Origin of the sequence: Streptomyces sp. NPDC025273 (assembly GCF_040638585.1) — a bacterium.
GTDB lineage: Bacteria > Actinomycetota > Actinomycetes > Streptomycetales > Streptomycetaceae > Streptomyces > Streptomyces cinereorectus.
Genome location: NZ_JBEZYP010000019.1, coordinates 16849 through 35553 on the forward strand (window position 1 = coordinate 16849; position 18705 = coordinate 35553).

The 18705-nt window shown below is 69.6% G+C and carries 19 protein-coding genes and 1 pseudogene; 11 read left to right on the forward strand and 9 right to left on the reverse strand.

Annotated elements, in window-relative coordinates:
- Positions 1–226: 226 nt before the first annotated feature.
- Positions 227–586, forward strand: a pseudogene (locus AB0F38_RS25995) (conjugal transfer protein TraA); the annotation flags it as partial.
- A gap of 258 nt (positions 587–844) precedes the next feature.
- Positions 845–2062, forward strand: coding sequence for an IS110 family transposase (locus AB0F38_RS26000; RefSeq protein ID WP_361898013.1), 1218 nt, complete (start codon positions 845–847; stop codon positions 2060–2062).
- A 315-nt stretch (positions 2063–2377) separates the two neighbouring features.
- Here the strand turns inward: AB0F38_RS26000 and AB0F38_RS26005 are convergent, their stop codons facing one another.
- Entirely contained in the window at positions 2378–2863 is a 486-nt protein-coding gene (locus tag AB0F38_RS26005) for a GNAT family N-acetyltransferase (RefSeq protein ID WP_361898016.1), read from the reverse strand.
- Positions 2864–2986: 123 nt separating this feature from the next.
- On the opposite strand from AB0F38_RS26005, the gene AB0F38_RS26010 reads away from it, so the two are divergent.
- The gene (locus tag AB0F38_RS26010) at positions 2987–3328 is read left to right on the forward strand and encodes a hypothetical protein (RefSeq protein ID WP_361898019.1); all 342 of its coding nucleotides are present in this window, start codon (positions 2987–2989) and stop codon (positions 3326–3328) included.
- A 133-nt stretch (positions 3329–3461) separates the two neighbouring features.
- Here AB0F38_RS26010 and AB0F38_RS26015 read toward each other — a convergent pair whose 3' ends face one another.
- Positions 3462–3776, reverse strand: a complete 315-nt coding sequence (locus AB0F38_RS26015) for a hypothetical protein (protein WP_361898022.1) — start codon at positions 3774–3776, stop codon at positions 3462–3464.
- A gap of 579 nt (positions 3777–4355) precedes the next feature.
- On the opposite strand from AB0F38_RS26015, the gene AB0F38_RS26020 reads away from it, so the two are divergent.
- Both AB0F38_RS26020 and AB0F38_RS26025 read left to right on the forward strand, forming a co-directional pair.
- Positions 4356–5222 (forward strand): helix-turn-helix transcriptional regulator, encoded by an 867-nt coding sequence (locus AB0F38_RS26020; RefSeq protein ID WP_361898025.1) that lies wholly within the window; start codon positions 4356–4358, stop codon positions 5220–5222.
- A complete protein-coding gene (locus AB0F38_RS26025) occupies positions 5219–5440 on the forward strand; it encodes a DUF397 domain-containing protein (RefSeq protein WP_361898028.1) in 222 nt (73 codons plus the stop codon). The genes AB0F38_RS26020 and AB0F38_RS26025 overlap by 4 nt, the downstream gene beginning before the upstream one ends.
- 79 nt (positions 5441–5519) lie before the next feature.
- Here the strand turns inward: AB0F38_RS26025 and AB0F38_RS26030 are convergent, their stop codons facing one another.
- Together AB0F38_RS26030 and AB0F38_RS26035 are read right to left on the reverse strand one after the other, a co-directional pair.
- Complete coding sequence (locus AB0F38_RS26030; protein WP_361898030.1) at positions 5520–6179, reverse strand: hypothetical protein; 660 nt, start codon at positions 6177–6179, stop codon at positions 5520–5522.
- A 142-nt stretch (positions 6180–6321) separates the two neighbouring features.
- Complete coding sequence (locus AB0F38_RS26035) at positions 6322–6654, reverse strand: hypothetical protein (RefSeq protein ID WP_361898033.1); 333 nt, start codon at positions 6652–6654, stop codon at positions 6322–6324.
- 134 nt (positions 6655–6788) lie between these two features.
- Between AB0F38_RS26035 and AB0F38_RS26040 the strand changes: the two genes are divergently transcribed.
- The 3 genes from AB0F38_RS26040 (at position 6789) to tyrS (ending at position 11200) form a co-directional block, all read left to right on the forward strand.
- Positions 6789–8312: a TldD/PmbA family protein gene (locus tag AB0F38_RS26040; RefSeq protein ID WP_361898036.1), complete on the forward strand. Its 1524-nt coding sequence runs from the start codon at positions 6789–6791 to the stop codon at positions 8310–8312.
- Complete coding sequence (locus AB0F38_RS26045; protein ID WP_361898039.1) at positions 8309–9703, forward strand: metallopeptidase TldD-related protein; 1395 nt, start codon at positions 8309–8311, stop codon at positions 9701–9703. Before AB0F38_RS26040 ends, AB0F38_RS26045 begins: the two co-directional genes overlap by 4 nt.
- Positions 9704–9931: 228 nt before the next feature.
- Positions 9932–11200, forward strand: coding sequence for a tyrosine--tRNA ligase (gene tyrS / locus AB0F38_RS26050; protein WP_361898042.1), 1269 nt, complete (start codon positions 9932–9934; stop codon positions 11198–11200).
- 70 nt (positions 11201–11270) lie between these two features.
- On the opposite strand, the gene AB0F38_RS26055 is transcribed toward tyrS, so the two are convergent.
- Positions 11271–11555 (reverse strand): GlsB/YeaQ/YmgE family stress response membrane protein, encoded by a 285-nt coding sequence (locus tag AB0F38_RS26055; protein ID WP_361898045.1) that lies wholly within the window; start codon positions 11553–11555, stop codon positions 11271–11273.
- 210 nt (positions 11556–11765) lie between these two features.
- On the opposite strand from AB0F38_RS26055, the gene AB0F38_RS26060 reads away from it, so the two are divergent.
- Positions 11766–12143, forward strand: coding sequence for a DUF3099 domain-containing protein (locus tag AB0F38_RS26060; RefSeq protein ID WP_361898048.1), 378 nt, complete (start codon positions 11766–11768; stop codon positions 12141–12143).
- Positions 12144–12363: 220 nt separating this feature from the next.
- On the forward strand, positions 12364–12612 hold the full coding sequence (locus tag AB0F38_RS26065) for a hypothetical protein (RefSeq protein WP_361898051.1): 249 nt from the start codon (positions 12364–12366) through the stop codon (positions 12610–12612).
- Here the strand turns inward: AB0F38_RS26065 and moaA are convergent.
- The 3 genes from moaA to AB0F38_RS26080 form a co-directional block, all read right to left on the reverse strand.
- On the reverse strand, positions 12595–13584 hold the full coding sequence (moaA, locus tag AB0F38_RS26070; RefSeq protein ID WP_361898054.1) for a GTP 3',8-cyclase MoaA: 990 nt from the start codon (positions 13582–13584) through the stop codon (positions 12595–12597). The two genes, AB0F38_RS26065 and moaA, sit on opposite strands and share 18 nt — an antisense overlap.
- Before the next feature lie 160 nt (positions 13585–13744).
- Positions 13745–15382, reverse strand: coding sequence for a cation acetate symporter (locus AB0F38_RS26075; protein ID WP_361898057.1), 1638 nt, complete (start codon positions 15380–15382; stop codon positions 13745–13747).
- Positions 15379–15744: a DUF485 domain-containing protein gene (locus AB0F38_RS26080; RefSeq protein WP_361898059.1), complete on the reverse strand. Its 366-nt coding sequence runs from the start codon at positions 15742–15744 to the stop codon at positions 15379–15381. The genes AB0F38_RS26075 and AB0F38_RS26080 overlap by 4 nt, the downstream gene beginning before the upstream one ends.
- 297 nt (positions 15745–16041) lie before the next feature.
- Between AB0F38_RS26080 and AB0F38_RS26085 the strand changes: the two genes are divergently transcribed.
- Positions 16042–17571, forward strand: coding sequence for a S8 family serine peptidase (locus AB0F38_RS26085; protein ID WP_361898062.1), 1530 nt, complete (start codon positions 16042–16044; stop codon positions 17569–17571).
- 81 nt (positions 17572–17652) lie between these two features.
- Here the strand turns inward: AB0F38_RS26085 and AB0F38_RS26090 are convergent, their stop codons facing one another.
- The gene (locus AB0F38_RS26090; RefSeq protein ID WP_361898064.1) at positions 17653–18696 is read right to left on the reverse strand and encodes a zinc-dependent alcohol dehydrogenase family protein; all 1044 of its coding nucleotides are present in this window, start codon (positions 18694–18696) and stop codon (positions 17653–17655) included.
- Between the last annotated feature and the right edge of the window lie 9 nt (positions 18697–18705).

The following is an 18705-nucleotide window of genomic DNA, read 5'->3' on the forward strand; positions in this document are numbered from 1 at the left end:
GGAGGGCGTCAGGGGGCGCGGGGGCACTGGTTCGTGTTCACGGCATCGGAAACCGGAAGACCGAGGCGGTCGGAGGGCACGCCGCGGCCCTGCGCGACGAGCTGCTGCGGTGTCATCTTCTGCCGGCCACAGGTCACGCGCCCAGTGGCGTTCCCCGAGCGTCAGGTTACGGCCACGTCGCGGACCAGTTGACCAGCCTGCTGAGAAAGGGTGCTGTCGAGTGCCTCAGCAGATCAAGGATGCCCTGTCCGTCCTCACGGACAAGTACGAGGAGCGGCAGGGGCACGCGCCGGGGGAGAAGGCCGGCTACGCGCTGGCCTGCCAGGCCGCCGACCAGACCCGCTCGCCAAAGCGCACCGAGTTGCTGTTGATGACCGAGCTCCGCAGGCGATGGCGGGAACCGGCTCGCAGAGCGGGCGCAGGCCTCAGCTACGGCGGTGTGGGCGCGGTGCGGCCGGTGGTCGACATCGCCCTGGCGGCCGTCGATGTCGTCGCCGTGGTGTACGTGACGCGCGGCGCCTTCGCACGCCACCACCTGCTCGCCGAAGCACGCCGCCACCTCGCCTACGCCCTGCGCGGCCCCCCGTTATGTTTTTCGCGGTCCTGCAACGGGGCCGCTGGCCTCCGGGCCCGGCATGACTGTGTCCCCCTGTCGAAGGCATGACCTGGGGGGTGGTGTCACCGGGTCCGGGGGTGTTCGTCGGAGACGCTGATCAGAGGTCCGGCCACCGTCCGGTCCGGCGCAACGCCGGACAGTTCGCGGGCGGCAGGTCTGCATAACGTGGATGCGCGAGCACGACACCCGAGCCGAGGCCGGCACCGTCAAACCCCCTGGAAGGGTCCGATGTTCGAGATCGAAGACGTGGGCGTGTTCCTCGGCCTGGACGTCGGCAAGTCCGCCCACCACGGGCACGGGCTCACCCCGACCGGCAAGAAGGTCTTCGACAAGCCGCTGCCCAACAGCGAGCCGAAGCTGCGGGCCGTGTTCGACAAGCTGACCGCGAAGTTCGGCACCGTGCTGGTCATCGTGGACCAGCCCGCCTCCATCGGCGCCCTGCCCTTGGCCGTCGCCCGCGACGCCGGCTGCCGCGTCGCCTACCTGCCTGGCCTGGCGATGCGACGGATCGCCGACCTCTACCCCGGCGAGGCCAAGACCGACGCCAAGGACGCGGCCGTCATCGCCGATGCCGCGCGAACCATGCCGCACACCCTGCGCTCGCTCGAACTGACCGACGAGATCACCGCCGAGCTGACCGTGCTGACCGGCTTCGACCAGGACCTGGCCGCCGAGGCCACCCGCACAAGCAACCGAATACGCGGACTTCTCACCCAGTTCCACCCCAGCCTGGAGCGCGTCCTGGGGCCCCGCCTGGACCACCAGGCCGTCACCTGGCTCCTGGAACGCCACGGCTCCCCGGCCGCCCTGCGCAAAGCCGGCCGACGCCGCCTCGTCGAGCTGATCCGGCCCAAGGCCCCCCGCATGGCCGCACGGCTGATCGACGACGTCTTCGACGCCCTGGACGAGCAGACCGTGATCGTTCCCGGCACCGGCACCCTCGACATCGTGGTCCCGTCCCTGGCCCGCTCGCTCGCCGCCGTCCACGAACAGCGCCGGGCCCTGGAAGCCCAGATCAACACCCTGCTGGAGGCCCACCCTCTTTCCCAGGTCCTGACCTCGATGCCCGGCGTCGGTGTCAGGACCGCCGCAGTTCTGCTGACCACCGTCGGCGACGGCACCAACTTCCCCACAGCCGCCCACCTCGCCTCCTACGCCGGCCTCGCCCCGACCACCCGACAATCCGGAACCTCGATCCACGGCGAACACGCGCCCCGAGGCGGCAACCGGCAGCTGAAGCGGGCCATGTTCCTCTCCGCCTTCGCCTGCATGAACGCCGATCCGGCCTCCCGGACCTACTACGACAAACAGCGAGCCCGCGGCAAAACCCACACCCAAGCCCTCCTCCGACTCGCCCGCCAACGCATCAGCGTCCTGTTCGCCATGCTCCGAGACGGCACCTTCTACGAATCCCGCACGCCCACGGACGTCGAGCTCGCCGCATGACCCCAGCAAGACCGAACCACCCCAAACCCGACAGGGGTGCCTTGACGAAGGTCATAGAGGCACCCCCCCCCCCACGAACCCGGCCTGGACGAAGGATCGTGCTGACGGTCGCCGACGGCTACACCCGCCCGGGCCGACGGATGGTAACCGCCGACCTGAGCGCCCCGTACCCACGCGACACCGAGGACCAGGCCGCGCTGCGCCCGCTGCCCCACAAGCGCACCGCCCCGCTGTACGAGCGGGCCCGCCTCGCCCGGTCAACTCCCCGACCAGCAAGGCGGACACGGTTCCGCTCCGGCCACTGCACGGTGCGGGTTACTCACCTGCGGCGTTAGCGGTGCCCTTCACGGCGAGGATGTCCGAGACCGGGCAGCCCCATGCCGCGCCCGGTCCGGCGGGGCCGCAGAGCGTGAGCCCGCTCGCCCGGAAGAACGCCTGCCGGTCAGCCGCGTTGGCGCCGTCCTGCGGCACCAGGGCCAGGAACGTGTGGCCGGCTTCCTGGGCCCGGCGGGCGATCTCGGTGAGAAGCGCCCGGCCGACCCCGCCGCGACGCTCTATATGAGCGACGGCCATGGTCAAGATGAACGTCTGCTCGCCGGGATGCGCCTCCCGGCCTTCGTCGTGCCCGAAGTCGCAGTGGAGCTGGAACTCGGCGACCCCGACGACACGCCCGCGGAGCTCGGCCACGACGACGTCCAGGCCCTCGGGGTCGTAGAACCTGCCGTCTCCCAGGTGGTTCGAGTAAAGCAGCTCCTCCACCACCGAGTAGTCGGCTTGGGCGATGTCACGGATGAGTGGCATGCCCTGAGTGTTCCAGGACCGCGGCGCGGAGGCACCGTCTACTGGGGTCGAGGTCTACGAGCGCTTTGCCTGCTGGCCCATGGTGTCGACTCTGGCGGAGTCGCAGAGCATTACGCTCCTTCTATGTGGAGTGAGTCGAACAACTATGGCTTCGAGAACGAGCTGGACTACCTGCGGTCGATCAAGAAGGAAGACAGCTATACGTTCACGTACCCGTTCGAGTACATCGGTAAGAACTACGGGAACGACAATTACGACATCGGCACAGCGGACATGGTAGTCCGGGTCCAGTGGACCGACGCGGAGGCCGGTTACACGGTGGCCTACGACGTCCCCGAGATGGACAAGATCGACCCTACTGAGGGGAACGGCGATGCAGCGAGCTTCTACGAGAGCGACGTTTATTGGAGGCTCGTGAGTGACCTCGACCGCATGGGGATCGGCCCCGAGCTTCGTGTCATCTAGGCACGGTTGGCTTGCCGTCGCAGACGTCAGGTTGTGAGCGGGATACCGATCGGCTCCGTGGCGGTGCCCGGCCCCTCGTGAAGCCGGGCACTACCACGGGCCAACGGGTCTGGTGCAGGTTCGGAGGTCAAGATCACCCGATAGTGCGGCAGACCCCACGCCCACTCCCGCGGCGCGTCGCCTGGTCGGCAGCTGTCCACCAAGAGATCACTCGGGATGCCATTGCTTCCGGCCGCAGGCCCAGAGGATCCAGACTGAAGTGACTCTCCAGCTCGCCCCGCAGGTAATCGCCGATCTCTGTCTGGTTTCCGCCATACCGGAGTTGCTGGAGCAGCGGGGCGAGCATGCAGTCGTACTCATCCTGCACATCGTCTGCGACGCCGAGCGGATCCCACTCATTGAGCAGATGCCGCAGGCCATGCTCGGTGACGTCGGTTGCAGGTCGCATCGGTCCAGGGTGCCACCCAGGACCTACCGTCATCACTCGACCCGCCTGTGATCCAAACGAAACGGCCTAGGCGCACTCCCGCGCGTCGCGGGAAGCGGCGCCGGTCGGGGTCATGGAGCCGGACCCAGACCCCGCCGGACACCGACTCGACCTCGGCGATCAGCGGCACGTAGTCACCGCAGGCACGGACCGCGTTGCCGTACAGCTCGGAGAGGACCAGTTGGGCCGAGTCGACGAGGTCGGGGGTGACGCCGGCGTTGAGGAGCGTCGCCTCGGTGAGGCCGCGCACGGCCCGGAGGTTGCGGGGCGAGGCGGACATGCGGAGGGAGAAGCCGGTGGGGTGGGGGTGAGGTAGTGGCCGAGGGCGGCGCTGGGTCGGGGAGTGAGTTGCACGTGAACCTCCGGGCAGGGGCGCTTCGTTGCGCCGATCACAGTGACGCAATGCGTTCAACATCTCGCCATGAGCGACGATCGCACCGAAGCGCACACTTTCCATAACCGGTGAAAACTTTCCACCCGTTCGGGTTACGCGCCTCCCAAGGTGAGGCAGAGAGCCCCGGAGAAGTGCAGACTTCGGCCATGCCCAACGCTCCCCTGGTCCCGACTGTCCGCCGTCGTCGACTCGGCATGACTCTCCGCAAGCTGCGCAACCAGGCCGGCCTGACGCTTGATGAAGCCGCTACGGCCGTGGGCTGGAAGGCCCCGAAGATGTCGAAGATCGAGAACGCGACGCTGGGCATCCGGCCCGCCGACCTGCTGTGCCTGCTCAACGTCTACGGCGTGGACGATCCCGAAGCCCGTGCCGCTTTGGAAAGCCTGTCCAGGGACGCCGGGAGGCGCGGTTGGTGGCAGACCTACTCGGGGATCGTCTCCCCGTCGTACGCCGACTTCATTTCTCTTGAGTCCGATGCCGAGAAAATCTGCAGCTGGTCGCCACTCCTCGTCCCGGGGCTGCTCCAGACTCCGTCCTACGCCCGGGAAACCATTGCGGGGATCACCACGACACGGAGCCCTGAGGAGGTCGCCGCGCTCGCGGAGGTCCGGATGGCCAGACAGTCGGTCCTGACCCGGCCAAGCCCTCGGATGGAGCTGTGGACGATCATCCACGAGGCCTCGCTTCACCAACGTTTCGCCGCCCGACCCGCCACGATGCGCGAGCAGTTGCGGCGGCTCCTGGATACCTCGGAGATGCCCAACGTGACTGTTCAGCTCATGCCGATGACCCCAACTGCCCACCCAGGCCTGCTGGGTGGGTTCAGCCTGGCCACGTTCGCCAAGCCGTTGTCGGAGGTCGTCGTTCTGGAGAATCTCACCGGCGCGACATACGTTGAAGGCGAGGACACAGCTCCTTACGCACTGGCGTTCCAGCACATTCAAGCCACTGCCCTGTCAGTGGAGGACTCGCTCGTGCGTATCGCCGAGATGGAAGAAGGCCTCCGAAAGTGAACCGCCCGAAGGCAGACCTGTATGCGCACGACCTCTCCGAATCCATATGGCGCAAGGCGTCCGCGAGTGGCGCGGAGCACGACTGCGTCGAGATCGCAGAGCTGCCCGGCGGTGCCAGGGCCGTACGCGACTCGAAGAACCCCGAGCGCCCGCCCCTGTGCTTCACGGCCTCCGAGTGGGCCGCGTTTCGGGCAGGTGTACTCGCCGACGAGTTCTGACAGGTGCGGTACATGCGGACGGCCGCCCGACCGGGGTATCCGGGCGGGCGGCCGTTGCTGTGCACGGGAGCGGGTGTGGCTACTCCTCGCGCCCGAAGATGTCGAGCTGTATGTCGACGCCCTCCACTTCGTCCAGGCCGAACAGGGCTCCGCCCACGTGGCCGTCCATGACCGGCTTGCTGCTCTTCCTCGCAGGTGCGGGCCGGACCGGAGGGGCGGGCGGGGCAACGCGGGTCAGCGGGCTGGTGCCGGGCTTGTGTATGCGGCCCTGACCCGGGGGCGGGGTGAGTAGCGTGACGTACGGGCCGGTTGCCATGGCCTCGTAGATACGGATGATCTCGTCCTTGGTGCGCTGGAAGAGCTCCGGCTTCTTGTTGCGAAAGGCGCGGAAGCTGTCCAGGACAAGGTCAAGGTCATTGCGCTCGATGCCGTAGAGGTGGAAGTACGCGGCGTCCAGCTCGGCGCGCATGAGGAAGCGGCGGTCTTCGTCCCCGACAAAGGGGGCAGCCTCGTCGCCGAGGTGTGCGGCCCAGGGGCCCATCTCATATGACGTGTAGGTCAGTTCGAGGACACGTGCACGAATCCAGGCCTCAGGCGACTGGCCGTCCAGCCAGGTGACGGGCTTCGCGTACTCGTCCGGGGCGAGGATTGGCAACTGCTCCAGGTATGTGTACGTGAGGTGTGCGCCTTGCATCTTCTGCCTGGCTGCGAAGTCCAGGATGAAGGACGACAGATTCACAAGGAAGGCGTCAAGGGGCACTGAGAGGCGTGCAGGCATGAATAGCGGCTGAGTGTGCCCCACCGCCGTTCGTGGCAATACGGACGCGATGACCGTCCTGTCGTCCGACGCGCGGCACACATCACGCCATCCGAGCATCCAGTCAGTCGAGGATCCGGAAATGCTCCGGGCTCTCGCACACCGGAGCCGTCCGGCTGTTCGGGTTGATCCGCCGGAACCCTTCCGCATCCGGTGTGAACTCCCGTGCATCCAGCTGATCCGGCCGACGTGCCCGGAACGCAAGTCGGACGTGCTCGTACTCACGGGCAGAGCCACCGAAGGTGAACAGACAGAACGCAACACGGTTGGTCACATCCGCGAACAGCTTCTCCTCGTTCTCCATGTCCAGCACCGTGTGCATCTGCGTGCGCAGCGCGGACCGTGCGAACTCCCGCTGGCTGTACTTCGCGCCGGGGTGGCGGGCGAATGCGTCCATGGGGAGGCCGAGTGCTTCCTCGATGGCCTGGCCTACTGCCGTCCGGCGTGCCCACGGCCCGCAAACCGGTAGCCGCCCGGTGACCGTGCGCTCCATGATTCACTGCCAGTACTGTCAAAGGAGGGGAGCCCTTCGTGGCCCATGAGGTAGATCAGTCGTTCCTGGCCCTGCCGCTGCGTTCCCTCGCCGACGCGGCGCTCGCCCGCGCGCGTGCACTCGGCGCGGCGCACGCGGACTTCCGGTTCGAGCGGGTGCGCAGCGCCTCCTGGAGGCTGAGGGACGCGCGGCCCTCCGGAGGGTCGGACTCCACCGATCTCGGGTACGCGGTCCGGGTGGTGCACGGCGGGGCCTGGGGGTTCGCGTCCGGGGTGGACCTGACGATGGACGCGGCGGCCAAGGTGGCCTCGCAGGCCGTCGCCATGGCCAAGCTGTCCGCGAAGGTGATCGCGGCGGCCGGGTCCGACGAGCGGGTCGAGCTGGCGGACGAGCCGGTGCACGGCGAGCGGACCTGGGTGTCGGCGTACGAGACGGACCCGTTCTCCGTCCCGGACGAGGAGAAGGCCGGGCTGCTCGCCGAGTGGAGCTCGCGACTGCTGGCGGCCGACGGCGTCGCGCACGTGGACGCCTCGCTTGTGACCGTCCACGAGAACAAGTTCTACGCGGACACCGCCGGCACCGTCACCACGCAGCAGCGGGTGCGGGTGCATCCGCAGCTCACCGCCGTGGCCGTGGACGGCGCCACAGGCGAGTTCGACTCGATGCGGACGATCGCGCCGCCGGTGGGCCGGGGCTGGGAGTACCTCACCGGTACCGGCTGGGACTGGGACGCGGAGCTGGAGCGGATCCCCGGTCTGCTCGCCGAGAAGATGCGGGCACCGGGCGTCGAGGCGGGGACGTACGACCTGGTCGTCGACCCGTCCAACCTGTGGCTGACCATCCACGAGTCGATCGGCCACGCCACCGAGCTCGACCGGGCGCTGGGCTACGAGGCGGCGTACGCCGGGACCTCGTTCGCCACGTTCGACCAGTTGGGCAGGCTCGCGTACGGCTCCCCCGCGATGCATGTGACGGGCGACCGCACCGCCGAGCACGGGCTCGCGACCATCGGGTACGACGACGAGGGTGTCGAGGCGCAGTCCTGGGACCTGGTCAAGGACGGCACGCTGGTGGGCTACCAGACGGACCGGCGGATCGCGAAGCTGACGGGCCTGGGCCGGTCCAACGGGTGCGCGTACGCGGACTCGCCGGGCCATGTCCCCGTACAGCGCATGGCGAACGTGTCGCTCCAGCCGGATCCCGGCGGGCTGTCGACGGAGGACCTGATCGGCGGGGTGGAGCGCGGGATCTACGTGGTCGGCGACCGGTCCTGGTCGATCGACATGCAGCGCTACAACTTCCAGTTCACCGGCCAGCGGTTCTTCCGGATCGAGAACGGCAGGCTCGCGGGCCAGCTGCGGGACGTGGCGTACCAGGCGACGACCACGGACTTCTGGGGCTCGATGGAGAAGGTGGGCGGCCCGCAGACGTATGTGCTGGGCGGCGCGTTCAACTGCGGCAAGGCCCAGCCCGGCCAGGTCGCCGCCGTCTCGCACGGCTGCCCCTCCGCCCTCTTCCGAGGCGTGAACATCCTCAACACGACGCAGGAGGCCGGACGATGAGCCGCGTCAGCAAGCCGTACGAGATCGTCGAGCGGGCGCTCGAGCTGTCCACCACGGACGGCTGTGTCGTCATCGCGGACGAGGACTCCTCCGCCAATCTGCGCTGGGCCGGCAACGCTCTCACCACGAACGGGGTCACGCGGGGACGCACCCTGACCGTGATCGCGACCGTGGACGGCGCGCAGGGGACGGCGTCCGGTGTGGTGTCGCGTTCGGCCGTCACCACCGACGACCTGGAACCGCTCGTACGGGCCGCCGAGGCGGCCGCCCGCGGCGCCGGTCCGGCCGAGGACGCGCAGCCGCTGGTGTCCGGGGTGCCGGCGTCCGCGGCGTTCACGGAGGCGCCGGCCGAGACGGGCTCCGAGGTCTTCGCCGACTTCGCCCCGGCGCTCGGCGACGCCTTCGCCCGCGCGCGCTCCGGCGGCCGTGAGCTGTACGGTTTCGCCCACCACGAGATGACCTCGACCTACCTGGGGACGTCGACGGGGCTGCGGCTGCGCCACGACCAGCCGAACGGGACGCTGGAGCTGAACGCCAAGTCCCCCGACCGCACCCGGTCCGCCTGGGCCGGCCGGTCCACCCGCGACTTCAAGGACGTCGACCCGGCGGCCGTGGACGCGGAGCTCGCCCAGCGGCTCGGCTGGGCGGAGCGCAGGATCGAGCTGCCGGCCGGACGCTACGAGACACTGTTGCCTCCGACCGCGGTGGCCGACCTGCTGATCTACCAGTACTGGTCGGCCGGCGCCCGGGACGCCGCGGAGGGCCGGACGGTCTTCTCCCGGCCGGGCGGCGGCACGCGGCTCGGCGAGTCGCTCTCCGCGCTGCCGCTGACGCTGCGCAGCGACCCGTACGCGCCGGGGCTGGAGTCCGCGCCGTTCGTGATCGCCCACGCCTCCGGCGACGGGGGCTCCGTCTTCGACAACGGACTGCCGCTCGCGCCGACGACCTGGATCGGGGACGGCAGGCTGGAGCGGCTGACCACGACGCGGCACTCCGCCGGACTGACGGGCCTGCCGGTCGCCCCGTCCATGGACAACCTCGTACTGGACGGCGGCGGTGAGCGGTCGCTGGAGGAGATGGTGGCGGCGACGACCGGCCGGGCCCTGCTGCTGACCTGTCTCTGGTACATCCGGGAGGTCGATCCCGCGACGCTGCTGCTGACCGGGCTGACCCGGGACGGGGTCTATCTGGTGGAGGACGGCGAGGTCCTCGGCGAAGTGAACAACTTCCGGTTCAACGAGTCGCCGGTCGGGCTGCTGTCCCGGGCCTCGGAGGCGGGGCGCACGGAGAAGACGCTGCCGCGCGAATGGGGCGACTACTTCACCCGTGCCGCCATGCCCGCGCTGCGCATCCCCGATTTCCATATGAGCTCGGTCAGCCGGGGCGTCTGACCGTCCTAAGGGCTGTCCCGCAATTCCTGGTGGATCAGCGCGCGGCGTCAGATGCGGTGCATCGCAAGGCGGAGGGACGCCCGAATACCGGACGTATTCGGGCGTTCCGACAACGCGGCGAGGTGCCGTAGCTGTCGTCGTGCGCCCGCCAGGAGTTGCGGGACAGCCCTTAGACTGAACCGCACATTCCATCGACCCCATCTCGACCCCACGAGGAGAGAAAAGACCGTGACGGACATCGTCGACGAGCTGAAGTGGCGCGGGCTGTTCGCCCAGTCCACTGACGAGGACGCACTGCGCAAGGCTCTCGCGGACGGCCCGGTCACGTTCTATTGCGGGTTCGACCCGACCGCGGCGAGTCTGCACGTCGGCCACCTGGTGCAGGTGCTCACCATGCGCCGGCTCCAGCTGGCCGGACTGCGGCCGCTCGCCCTGGTCGGCGGGGCCACCGGCCAGATCGGTGACCCGCGGCCGACCGCGGAGCGCACGCTGAACGACCCGGAGACCATCGCCGCCTGGGTCGGTCGGCTGCGCGGTCAGATCGAGCCCTTCCTCACCTTCGACGGTCCGAACGCCGCCACGATGGTGAACAACCTGGACTGGACCGCGGGCCTGTCCGCGATCGAGTTCCTCCGGGACATCGGTAAGCACTTCCGGGTCAACAAGATGCTCACCAAGGACTCGGTCGCCCGCCGCCTGGAGTCCCAGGAGGGCATCAGCTACACGGAGTTCAGCTACCAGCTGCTGCAGGGCATGGACTTCCTGGAGCTGTACCGGCGCCACGGCTGCACCCTCCAGCAGGGCGGCAGCGACCAGTGGGGCAATCTCACGGCGGGGATCGACCTGATCCACCGCGTGGAGCCGGATGCCACGGTGCACGCCCTGGCGACGCCGCTGATGGTGAAGGCGGACGGCACCAAGTTCGGCAAGTCCGAGAGCGGTGCGGTCTGGCTCGACCCGGAGATGACGACGCCGTACGCCTTCTACCAGTTCTGGCTGAATGTGGATGACCGGGACATCTCGACGTACATGCGCATCCTCAGCTTCAAGAGCCGTGAGGAGCTCGAGGAGCTGGAGCGGCTCACCGAGGAGCGCCCGCAGGCCCGTTCCGCGCAACGCGCGCTGGCCGAGGAGCTGACGGCGCTGGTGCACGGCGGCGCGCAGTGCGCGGCGGTCATCGCGGCGTCGAAGGCGCTGTTCGGCCAGGGCGATCTCGGTGAGCTGGACGAGGCGACGCTCGGCGCGGCCCTGTCCGAGGTGCCCCACGCCCGGGTCGGCGAGCTGGGCCCGCTGGTGGACCTCCTGGTCGAGGTCGGCCTGGCGGCCAGCAAGTCGGCCGCCCGCCGCACGGTCAAGGAGGGCGGGGCGTACGTGAACAACGCGAAGGTCACGGACGGCGAGGCCGCCCCGGCCCGCGAGGAGCTGCTGCACGGGCGCTGGCTGGTCCTGCGCCGGGGCAAGAAGAACCTCGCCGCCGTCGAGGTCACGGCCGGCTGACTGCCGGCACGCCCACCGCACCGCGGCCGGTCTCGCGCGTCACGCGTGGCCGGCCGCGGTGCGGTGCGGGTCAGGTTCTGCGCCTGCTGCCGCGGTTGCGCCTGATCGACTGCCAGAGCATGTCCCCGACCCCGACGACGATCACGGCGCCGATCAGCTGCAGCAGGTGGCGCATCCAGTCGATGCCGTCGGTCTCGTTGACGCCGATCCAGGTCGCGACGGCGTTGCCCAGGATGCTGCCGAGGATGCCGAACACCGCCGTCAGCCAGATGGGGATGTCCTGCTTGCCCGGCAGGATGGCCCGGGCGAGCAGACCCAGGACCAGACCCACGATGATTGCCCACAACCAGCTCATATCGCCTCCTCGTGCGGCGCGGTGTGCGCACGTTCGCCCAGTCTCGGCCCGCCGGATGTACGGCGCATGCGGGACAGGGCCGTACGTGCCGCGGTGGTACGGACCCGGCCGGACGGCACGACGCCCCGGTCTCGAACCCGGCGCATGCCGGGCGTACCGTGAGGGGCGGCCCGGTCCGGGGCGGTCCGGCACAGCGATCTGGTGGTGGAGATGTTGCGGAAGCAGAACGGCGCGGAGGTCTTCCGGATCACGGGTGCCCGGCAGGGACTCGCCGACGACGTGCGCGGCAGGCAGCGGCGCTACATCATCTCGATGTCGGTGCGGACCGTCTCCGTGGTGCTGGCCGCGACCCTGTGGAACGTCGAGCGGCATGTGGCCGTGGTGGCGCTCGCGCTGGGCGTGCTGCTCCCCTACGTCGCGGTGGTCATCGCCAACGCGGGGCGGGAGAACGTCCCTTCGCTCCCTTCGACGTTCGTGACCGCGCCGCTGCGGCCCGCTCTCGGGACGGCCTCCGCGGCCGGTCCCGCGGAGCCGGCTCCGGAGACCGGAGCGTCGGGCGGCACCGGGGATCCGCAGGGGAACGGCTGAGCCGGGACGGGCCCGCGGCGCTCGGTGGGGGCTGGATCAATCATGACGTTCCCGTGCGCCGCACCACGGTCCGCGTGACATACTTCCTACGCGCTCCGCATCCCCCGTCGGAGCGACGGACCGACGCCGGGCAGCTCCCCCCGTGGCTGCCCGGCGTCGCCGTTTCTCCGGCGGGGATGCGTCGGGAACGGGCTCCGGGGGCTGATCTAGGGTTGAGGTCGTGAACTTCCCCGAGACTTCCGCCGAGAGCGCCACCGGTGCGCCGGTCTGTTCCGCCAAGGGCTGCCGTGACGATGCCGCGTGGGTGCTCGCCTGGAACAACCCGAAGCTGCACACCCCGGAGCGCCGCAAGACCTGGCTGGCCTGTGACGAGCACCGGGAGCACCTCTCCTCGTTCCTCGGGGTGCGCGGGTTCCTGAAGGACGTCGTGCCGCTGGCGGAGTGGGAGTCCTCAGCCGCCGATGGCTGACATGGGACGGTCGGGCTGCAGGAAGGACGGGTCGTCGAGTCCGGAGCCGGCCTTCTTGCCCCACATCGCGAGCTGCCAGATCCTGGCGATCTCCTCCTCCGGTGCGTCCGAGCGCAGGGCGCCGCGCAGGTCCGTCTCCTCGCGGGCGAAGAGGCAGGTGCGGACCTGGCCGTCGGCGGTGAGCCGGGTGCGGTCGCAGGCCCGGCAGAAGGGCCTGGTCACGGAGGCGATGACCCCGACGCGATGCGGGCCGCCGTCCACGGTCCATCGCTCGGCGGGGGCCGATCCGCGGGTCTCCTCGCCCTCCGCGGTAAGGGTGAAGCGGGTGCGCAGCGAGGCGAGGATGTCACCTGCCGTGATCATCCCGTCACGCTTCCAGCCGTGCTGGGCGTCGAGCGGCATCTGCTCGATGAAGCGGAGCTCGTACGCGTTCTCCACGGCCCAGGCGAGCAGTTCGGGGGCCTCGTCGTCGTTGAGTCCGGGCATGAGGACGGAGTTGACCTTGACCGGGGTGAGCCCGGCGTCGCGGGCGGCCTGGAGTCCGTCGAGCACGTCCTGGTGGCGGTCGCGGCGGGTGAGCGTCTTGAAGACGTCCGGGCGCAGGGTGTCCAGGGAGACGTTGACCCGGTCCAGTCCCGCCGACTTCAGGGCCGCGGCGGTGCGCTTGAGCCCGATGCCGTTGGTGGTGAGCGACATCCTGGGGCGGGGCTCCAGGGCGGCGCACCGCTCGACGATGGAGACGAGCCCGGGGCGCAGCAACGGCTCTCCGCCGGTGAAACGGACCTCGCCGACGCCGAGATCGGTGACGGCGATACGGATGAGCCTGACGATCTCGTCGTCAGTGAGCAGGTCGGGCTTGGCGAGCCACTGCAGGCCTTCTTCCGGCATGCAGTAGGTGCAGCGCAGATTGCACTTGTCGGTCAGTGAAACACGCAGGTCGGTGGCGACCCGGCCGTAGGTGTCGATGAGCACTGTGGGCCCCCTCCCCCGGTGGTGTACGCGATGACGGTCTGCCGTATACGAGACTACGCGAGACCGGTGACATCGAGGACTCCCGTGCGGCACGAGCTGCGACGGGGCCCCGTCGCAGGTCTCTGCGACGGGGCCCCGTGGGCGGTGCGGCGGGTGTGTGTCAGTGGGCTCCGGTGCCGGTGAGGGACTTGACCTCGAGCTCGGCGTACTTCGCGGCGTCGGGCTCCTCCTTGGAGACGACCGAGCCGAGCCAGCCGAGCAGGAAGCCCAGCGGGATGGAGATGAGGCCCGGGTTCTCCAGCGGGAACCAGGCGAAGTCGACGCCCGGGAACATCGAGCTGGGCTTCCCGGAGACGACCGGGGAGAACAGCACCAGGAAGACGGACGAGAAGAGTCCGCCGTAGATGGACCACAGGGCGCCCTGGGTGGTGAACCGCTTCCAGAAGAGGCTGTAGAGGATGGTCGGCAGGTTGGCCGACGCGGCGACGGCGAAGGCCAGTGCGACGAGGCCCGCCACGTTGAGGTCGCGGGCCATCGCGCCGAGCGCGATGGAGACGACGCCGATGGCGACGGTGGCCCACTTCGCGGCGCGCATCTCCTCCCTCTCCGTGGCCTGCCCCTTGCGGATGACGTTGGCGTAGATGTCATGGGCGAAGGAGGACGAGGAGGCGAGGGTGAGGCCCGCGACGACGGCGAGGATCGTGGCGAAGGCGACGGCCGAGATCACGGCGAGCATGATGGCGCCGCCCGTGGTGCCCACCCCGCCGAGGTACTCGGCGAGCTGGGGCGCCGCCGCGTTGCCTGCCGGGTTCTTCGCCTTGATCTCCTCCGGGCCGATCAGGGCCGCGGCGCCGAAGCCGAGGGCGATCGTCATGAGGTAGAAGGCGCCGATGATGCCGATGGCCCAGTTGACGGACTTTCGGGCGGCCTTGGCGGTGGGCACGGTGTAGAAGCGGATCAGGATGTGCGGCAGGCCGGCGGTGCCCAGGACGAGCGCGATGCCGAGGGAGATGAAGTCCAGCTTCGAGATGTCGGTGGCGCCGTACTTGAGGCCCGGCTCCAGGAAGGCGGCGCCGTGGCCGCTCTTCTCGGCCGCGGTGCCCAGCAGGTCTGAGACGTTGAAGTCGAACTTCCAGAGCACCATGAACGTCATCAGCAGCGCGCCCGCGATGAGCAGCACGGCCTTGACCATCTGCACCCAGGTGGTGCCCTTCATCCCGCCGATGGTGACGTAGACGATCATCAGGACACCGACCAGCGCCACGATGAGGATCTTGCCCGCGTCGCTGGTGATGCCGAGCAGCAGCGAGACGAGGACGCCCGCGCCCGCCATCTGGGCCAGCAGGTAGAAGATCGACACGACGATGGTGGAGGCACCCGCGGCGGTACGGACCGGGCGCTGCCGCATCCGGTACGCGAGGACGTCCCCCATGGTGTAGCGGCCGGAGTTGCGCAGGGGTTCCGCGACGAGCAGCAGGGCCACGAGCCAGGCGACGAGGAAGCCGATGGAGTAGAGGAAGCCGTCGTAGCCGAAGAGCGCGATGGCACCGGCGATGCCGAGGAAGGATGCGGCGGACATGTAGTCGCCGGAGACGGCGAGGCCGTTCTGGAAGGCGGTGAACTGGCGTCCGCCCGCGTAGAAGTCGGAGGCGCTCTTGGTCTGTCGGCCCGCCCAGACGGTGATGGCGAGGGTCGCGGCGACGAAGACGGCGAAGAGGCTGATGATCAGCGGCCGGTGCTCCGACGTGGACGACGCGGCGAGCTGGATCGCGGAGTGCGAGTGGTACACGGCGCTCATGCGTCGGCCTCCATACGGGACTTGATGGCCTCCGCCTTGGGGTCGAGCTTCTTCGAGGCGTGGCGCGAGTAGAACCAGGCGATGAGGAACGTGGTGGCGAACTGGGCGAGGCCGAAGACGAACGCCACGTTGAAGTTGGCGAGGACGACGGTGCCCATGAAGTCACCGGCGTAGCTGGACAGCAGCACGTACAGCAGGTACCAGGCGATGAAGCCGACGGTCAGCGGGAAGGCGAAGGAGCGGTGGGAGCGGCGCAGTTCGGCGAACTCCGCGCTGTTCTGCGCCTCGAGGAATGCCTCGGTCGTGGGCTGGACGGGACTGTCGTCCGTACGGCCCGGGGGCGGCGGTGCATCGGTAGCCACGGATTCTCCTCGCGACGCGGGTGCGGTGGTCGGGGCGGTGGGATTCACGGGGGAGTCCTCTGCTCGTGGGGCCGGCGGCGACTCCCTGACAACGGCACGGAGGGCGCGACGAAGCGGTTCACCGCAGATTCGCCGTTCTCGGAGGGACGTCCCCGGATGCGTCCTGGAGGTCACACCTCGAACTCACTTGCCCGTATTTGTTGAACCACCGGGATGATCAGCGATAGCTTCACTCGTCATGTACCCGACCGGGCACGACGTGTGTCCGGTGGCAGGCACGGATGATGTGGAGAACCCATGGCTCATCTGGCATCCAGACGGACACGCGCACTCACGCTGCCCGTCGGACTGGCGCTCACGGCGTCGCTCGGTTTCCTTCCGGGAACCGCGACGGCCGCTCCGGCGGACGAGCCGACCGCGGCGGTGTCGACCGACGGCCCCAAGCTGTCGTACGTCGTGAACACGCGGGCCGGTCACGGCACCGTCAAGCAGGTGAAGAAGGCGATAGCCAAGGCCGGCGGCACCGTCGTCACCTCGTACGACAAGATCGGTGTCATCGTCGTCCACTCGCAGAACCCGGACTTCGGCCCGGCGATCCGCAAGGCGAAGGGAGTCCAGTCGGCCGGGGCCACGCGCACCAGCCCGATCCTCCCGCAGGCCACGAAGGACATCGGGGTCGAGCAGCCGCTCACCGCCGAGCAGGCACGGTCCGCGGCGGCGGACGCCGCGGCGGACCAGGACCCGCTGGAGCCCCTGCAGTGGGACCTGCCCGCCATCAAGGCGGACAAGGCCCACCAGGAGTCGCTGGGCAGCAGCGAGGTCACCGTCGCCGTCATCGACACGGGTGTCGACGACACCCACCCCGACCTGGCGCCGAACTTCGACCGCGCGGCATCGGTGAACTGCGTGTCCGGCGCGCCGGACACGACGGACGGCGCCTGGCGGCCGGCCGCCGGTGAGAGCGACCACGGCACGCACGTCGCGGGCACCATAGCCGCGGCGAAGAACGGCGTGGGCGTCACCGGTGTCGCGCCGGGCGTGAAGGTCTCCGGCATCAAGGTGTCCACGCCGGGCGGCTGGTTCTACACAGAGGCCGTCGTCTGCGGCTTCATGTGGGCGGCGGACCACGGTGTCGACGTGACGAACAACAGCTATTACACCGACCCGTGGATGTTCAACTGCAAGAACGATCCCGACCAGGGCGCCCTGGTCGACGCGATCACCCGCGCGAGCCGTTACGCGGAGAACAAGGGCACCGTCAACGTGGCGGCCGCCGGTAACTCCCGGTTCGACCTGGCGTCCGACGCGATCGAGGACGCGAGCAGCCCGAACGACACCGATCCGGTCACCCGGACCGTCGACCCGAGCCTGTGCCCCGACATCCCGACGCAGCTCCCGGGCGTCGTGACGGTCTCCGCGACCGGCGCGAAGGGCCTCAAGTCCTCGTACTCCAACTACGGTCTCGGTGTCGTCGACGTGGCTGCCCCGGGCGGCGACTCGACGATCTACCAGACGCCCGACGCCCCTGCCACCAGCGGACTGATCCTGTCCACGCTGCCCGGCGGCGGGTTCGGCTACAAGGCCGGCACGTCGATGGCGTCCCCGCACGTCGCGGGTGTCGCGGCCCTGATCAAGTCGACGCACCCGCACGCCTCGGCGCGCGCGGTGAAGGCCCTGCTGACGCACCAGGCCGACGCCACCGCGTGCGGCGCCCCGTACGACATCAATCGTGACGGCACCGTCGACGCGGTCTGTGAAGGCGGTACGCAGTACAACGGCTTCTACGGAGCCGGTGTCGTGGACGCGCTGGACGCGGTCCGCCGGTAGCACCCGCAGCACCATGTGAACAGGGGCCGGGGACACTGTCCCCGGCCCCTGTTCACGTCCGGCCCCAGGTGCGCGGGAGGGTTACGGCTTGATGAGGACCTTCAGCGCGGTGCGCTCGTCCATCGCCCTGTAGCCCCCGGGCACCTGGTCCAGGGCGACCGTGAGGTCGAAGACCGGTGACGGGTCGAGCGTGCCGTCCAGTATGTCGGGCAGCAGTTCCGGAATGTACGTGCGCACGGGGGCGACACCGCCGCGCAGGGCGATGTTCCGGTCGAACATGACGTCGAGGTCGAGTCCGGTGGCGCTGCCGTGCGGGATGCCGACGTACCCGATGGAGCCGCCGTCGCGGACGATGTCGATGGCCGTACGCATGGACTGCTCGGTGCCGACGGCCTCGATGACCCCGTGGGCGCCTTCGCCCCGGGTCAGTTCCCGTACGGCGGCGAGGGCGGCCTCGCCGCGTTCGGCGACGACGTCGGTGGCGCCGAAGGCGCGGGCGATGTCGGTACGGGCCCGGTGGCGGCCCAGCGCGATGATCCGCTCGGCGCCGAGCCGCTTGGCGGCCATGACACCGCACAGGCCGACCGCCCCGTCACCGACGACCGCGACGGTGCTGCCGGGCTTCACGCCCGCGCCGATCGCGGCGTGGTGTCCGGTGCCCAGGACGTCGGAGAGTGCCAGGAGCGCGGTGAGCAGCCGGTCGTCGGAAGCGGCGCCCGCCGGGAGCCTGACGAGGGTTCCGTCGGCGAACGGGACCCTGACGGCCTCGCCCTGGCCGCCGTCGGATCCGACCGAGCCCCAGAACCCGCCCCGCGTGCAGGAGGTGGTGAGGCCCTCCGCGCAGTAGGTGCAGGTGCCGTCGGACCAGACGAACGGGGCGACGACGAGGTCACCGACGGCGAAGCCGTCGACCCCGGGGCCCGCCTCCTCGACGACACCGAGGAACTCGTGGCCGATGCGCTGGCCGGGCTTCCGGGCCGCCGCGCCGCGGTAGGCCCACAGGTCGCTGCCGCAGATGCAGGCCCTCAGAACCCTCAGCACCACGTCGGTGGGTTGCTGGATCGCCGGGTCGGGCACCTCTTCCACCCGTATGTCGTGGGGGGCATGGATCACTGTGGCGCGCATGCGTCGGGG

What these genes read in the sequence shown, in the direction of transcription:
- AB0F38_RS26000 (WP_361898013.1), top strand. Translation starts at nt 845, where the DNA reads ATGTTCGAGATCGAAGACGTGGGCGTGTTCCTCGGCCTGGACGTCGGC.
- AB0F38_RS26005 (WP_361898016.1), bottom strand. Translation starts at nt 2,863, where the DNA reads ATGCCACTCATCCGTGACATCGCCCAAGCCGACTACTCGGTGGTGGAG.
- AB0F38_RS26010 (WP_361898019.1), top strand. Translation starts at nt 2,987, where the DNA reads ATGTGGAGTGAGTCGAACAACTATGGCTTCGAGAACGAGCTGGACTAC.
- AB0F38_RS26015 (WP_361898022.1), bottom strand. Translation starts at nt 3,776, where the DNA reads ATGCGACCTGCAACCGACGTCACCGAGCATGGCCTGCGGCATCTGCTC.
- AB0F38_RS26020 (WP_361898025.1), top strand. Translation starts at nt 4,356, where the DNA reads ATGCCCAACGCTCCCCTGGTCCCGACTGTCCGCCGTCGTCGACTCGGC.
- AB0F38_RS26035 (WP_361898033.1), bottom strand. Translation starts at nt 6,654, where the DNA reads ATGGACGCATTCGCCCGCCACCCCGGCGCGAAGTACAGCCAGCGGGAG.
- AB0F38_RS26045 (WP_361898039.1), top strand. Translation starts at nt 8,309, where the DNA reads ATGAGCCGCGTCAGCAAGCCGTACGAGATCGTCGAGCGGGCGCTCGAG.
- AB0F38_RS26055 (WP_361898045.1), bottom strand. Translation starts at nt 11,555, where the DNA reads ATGAGCTGGTTGTGGGCAATCATCGTGGGTCTGGTCCTGGGTCTGCTC.
- AB0F38_RS26060 (WP_361898048.1), top strand. Translation starts at nt 11,766, where the DNA reads ATGTTGCGGAAGCAGAACGGCGCGGAGGTCTTCCGGATCACGGGTGCC.
- AB0F38_RS26075 (WP_361898057.1), bottom strand. Translation starts at nt 15,382, where the DNA reads ATGAGCGCCGTGTACCACTCGCACTCCGCGATCCAGCTCGCCGCGTCG.
- AB0F38_RS26085 (WP_361898062.1), top strand. Translation starts at nt 16,042, where the DNA reads ATGGCTCATCTGGCATCCAGACGGACACGCGCACTCACGCTGCCCGTC.
- AB0F38_RS26090 (WP_361898064.1), bottom strand. Translation starts at nt 18,696, where the DNA reads ATGCGCGCCACAGTGATCCATGCCCCCCACGACATACGGGTGGAAGAG.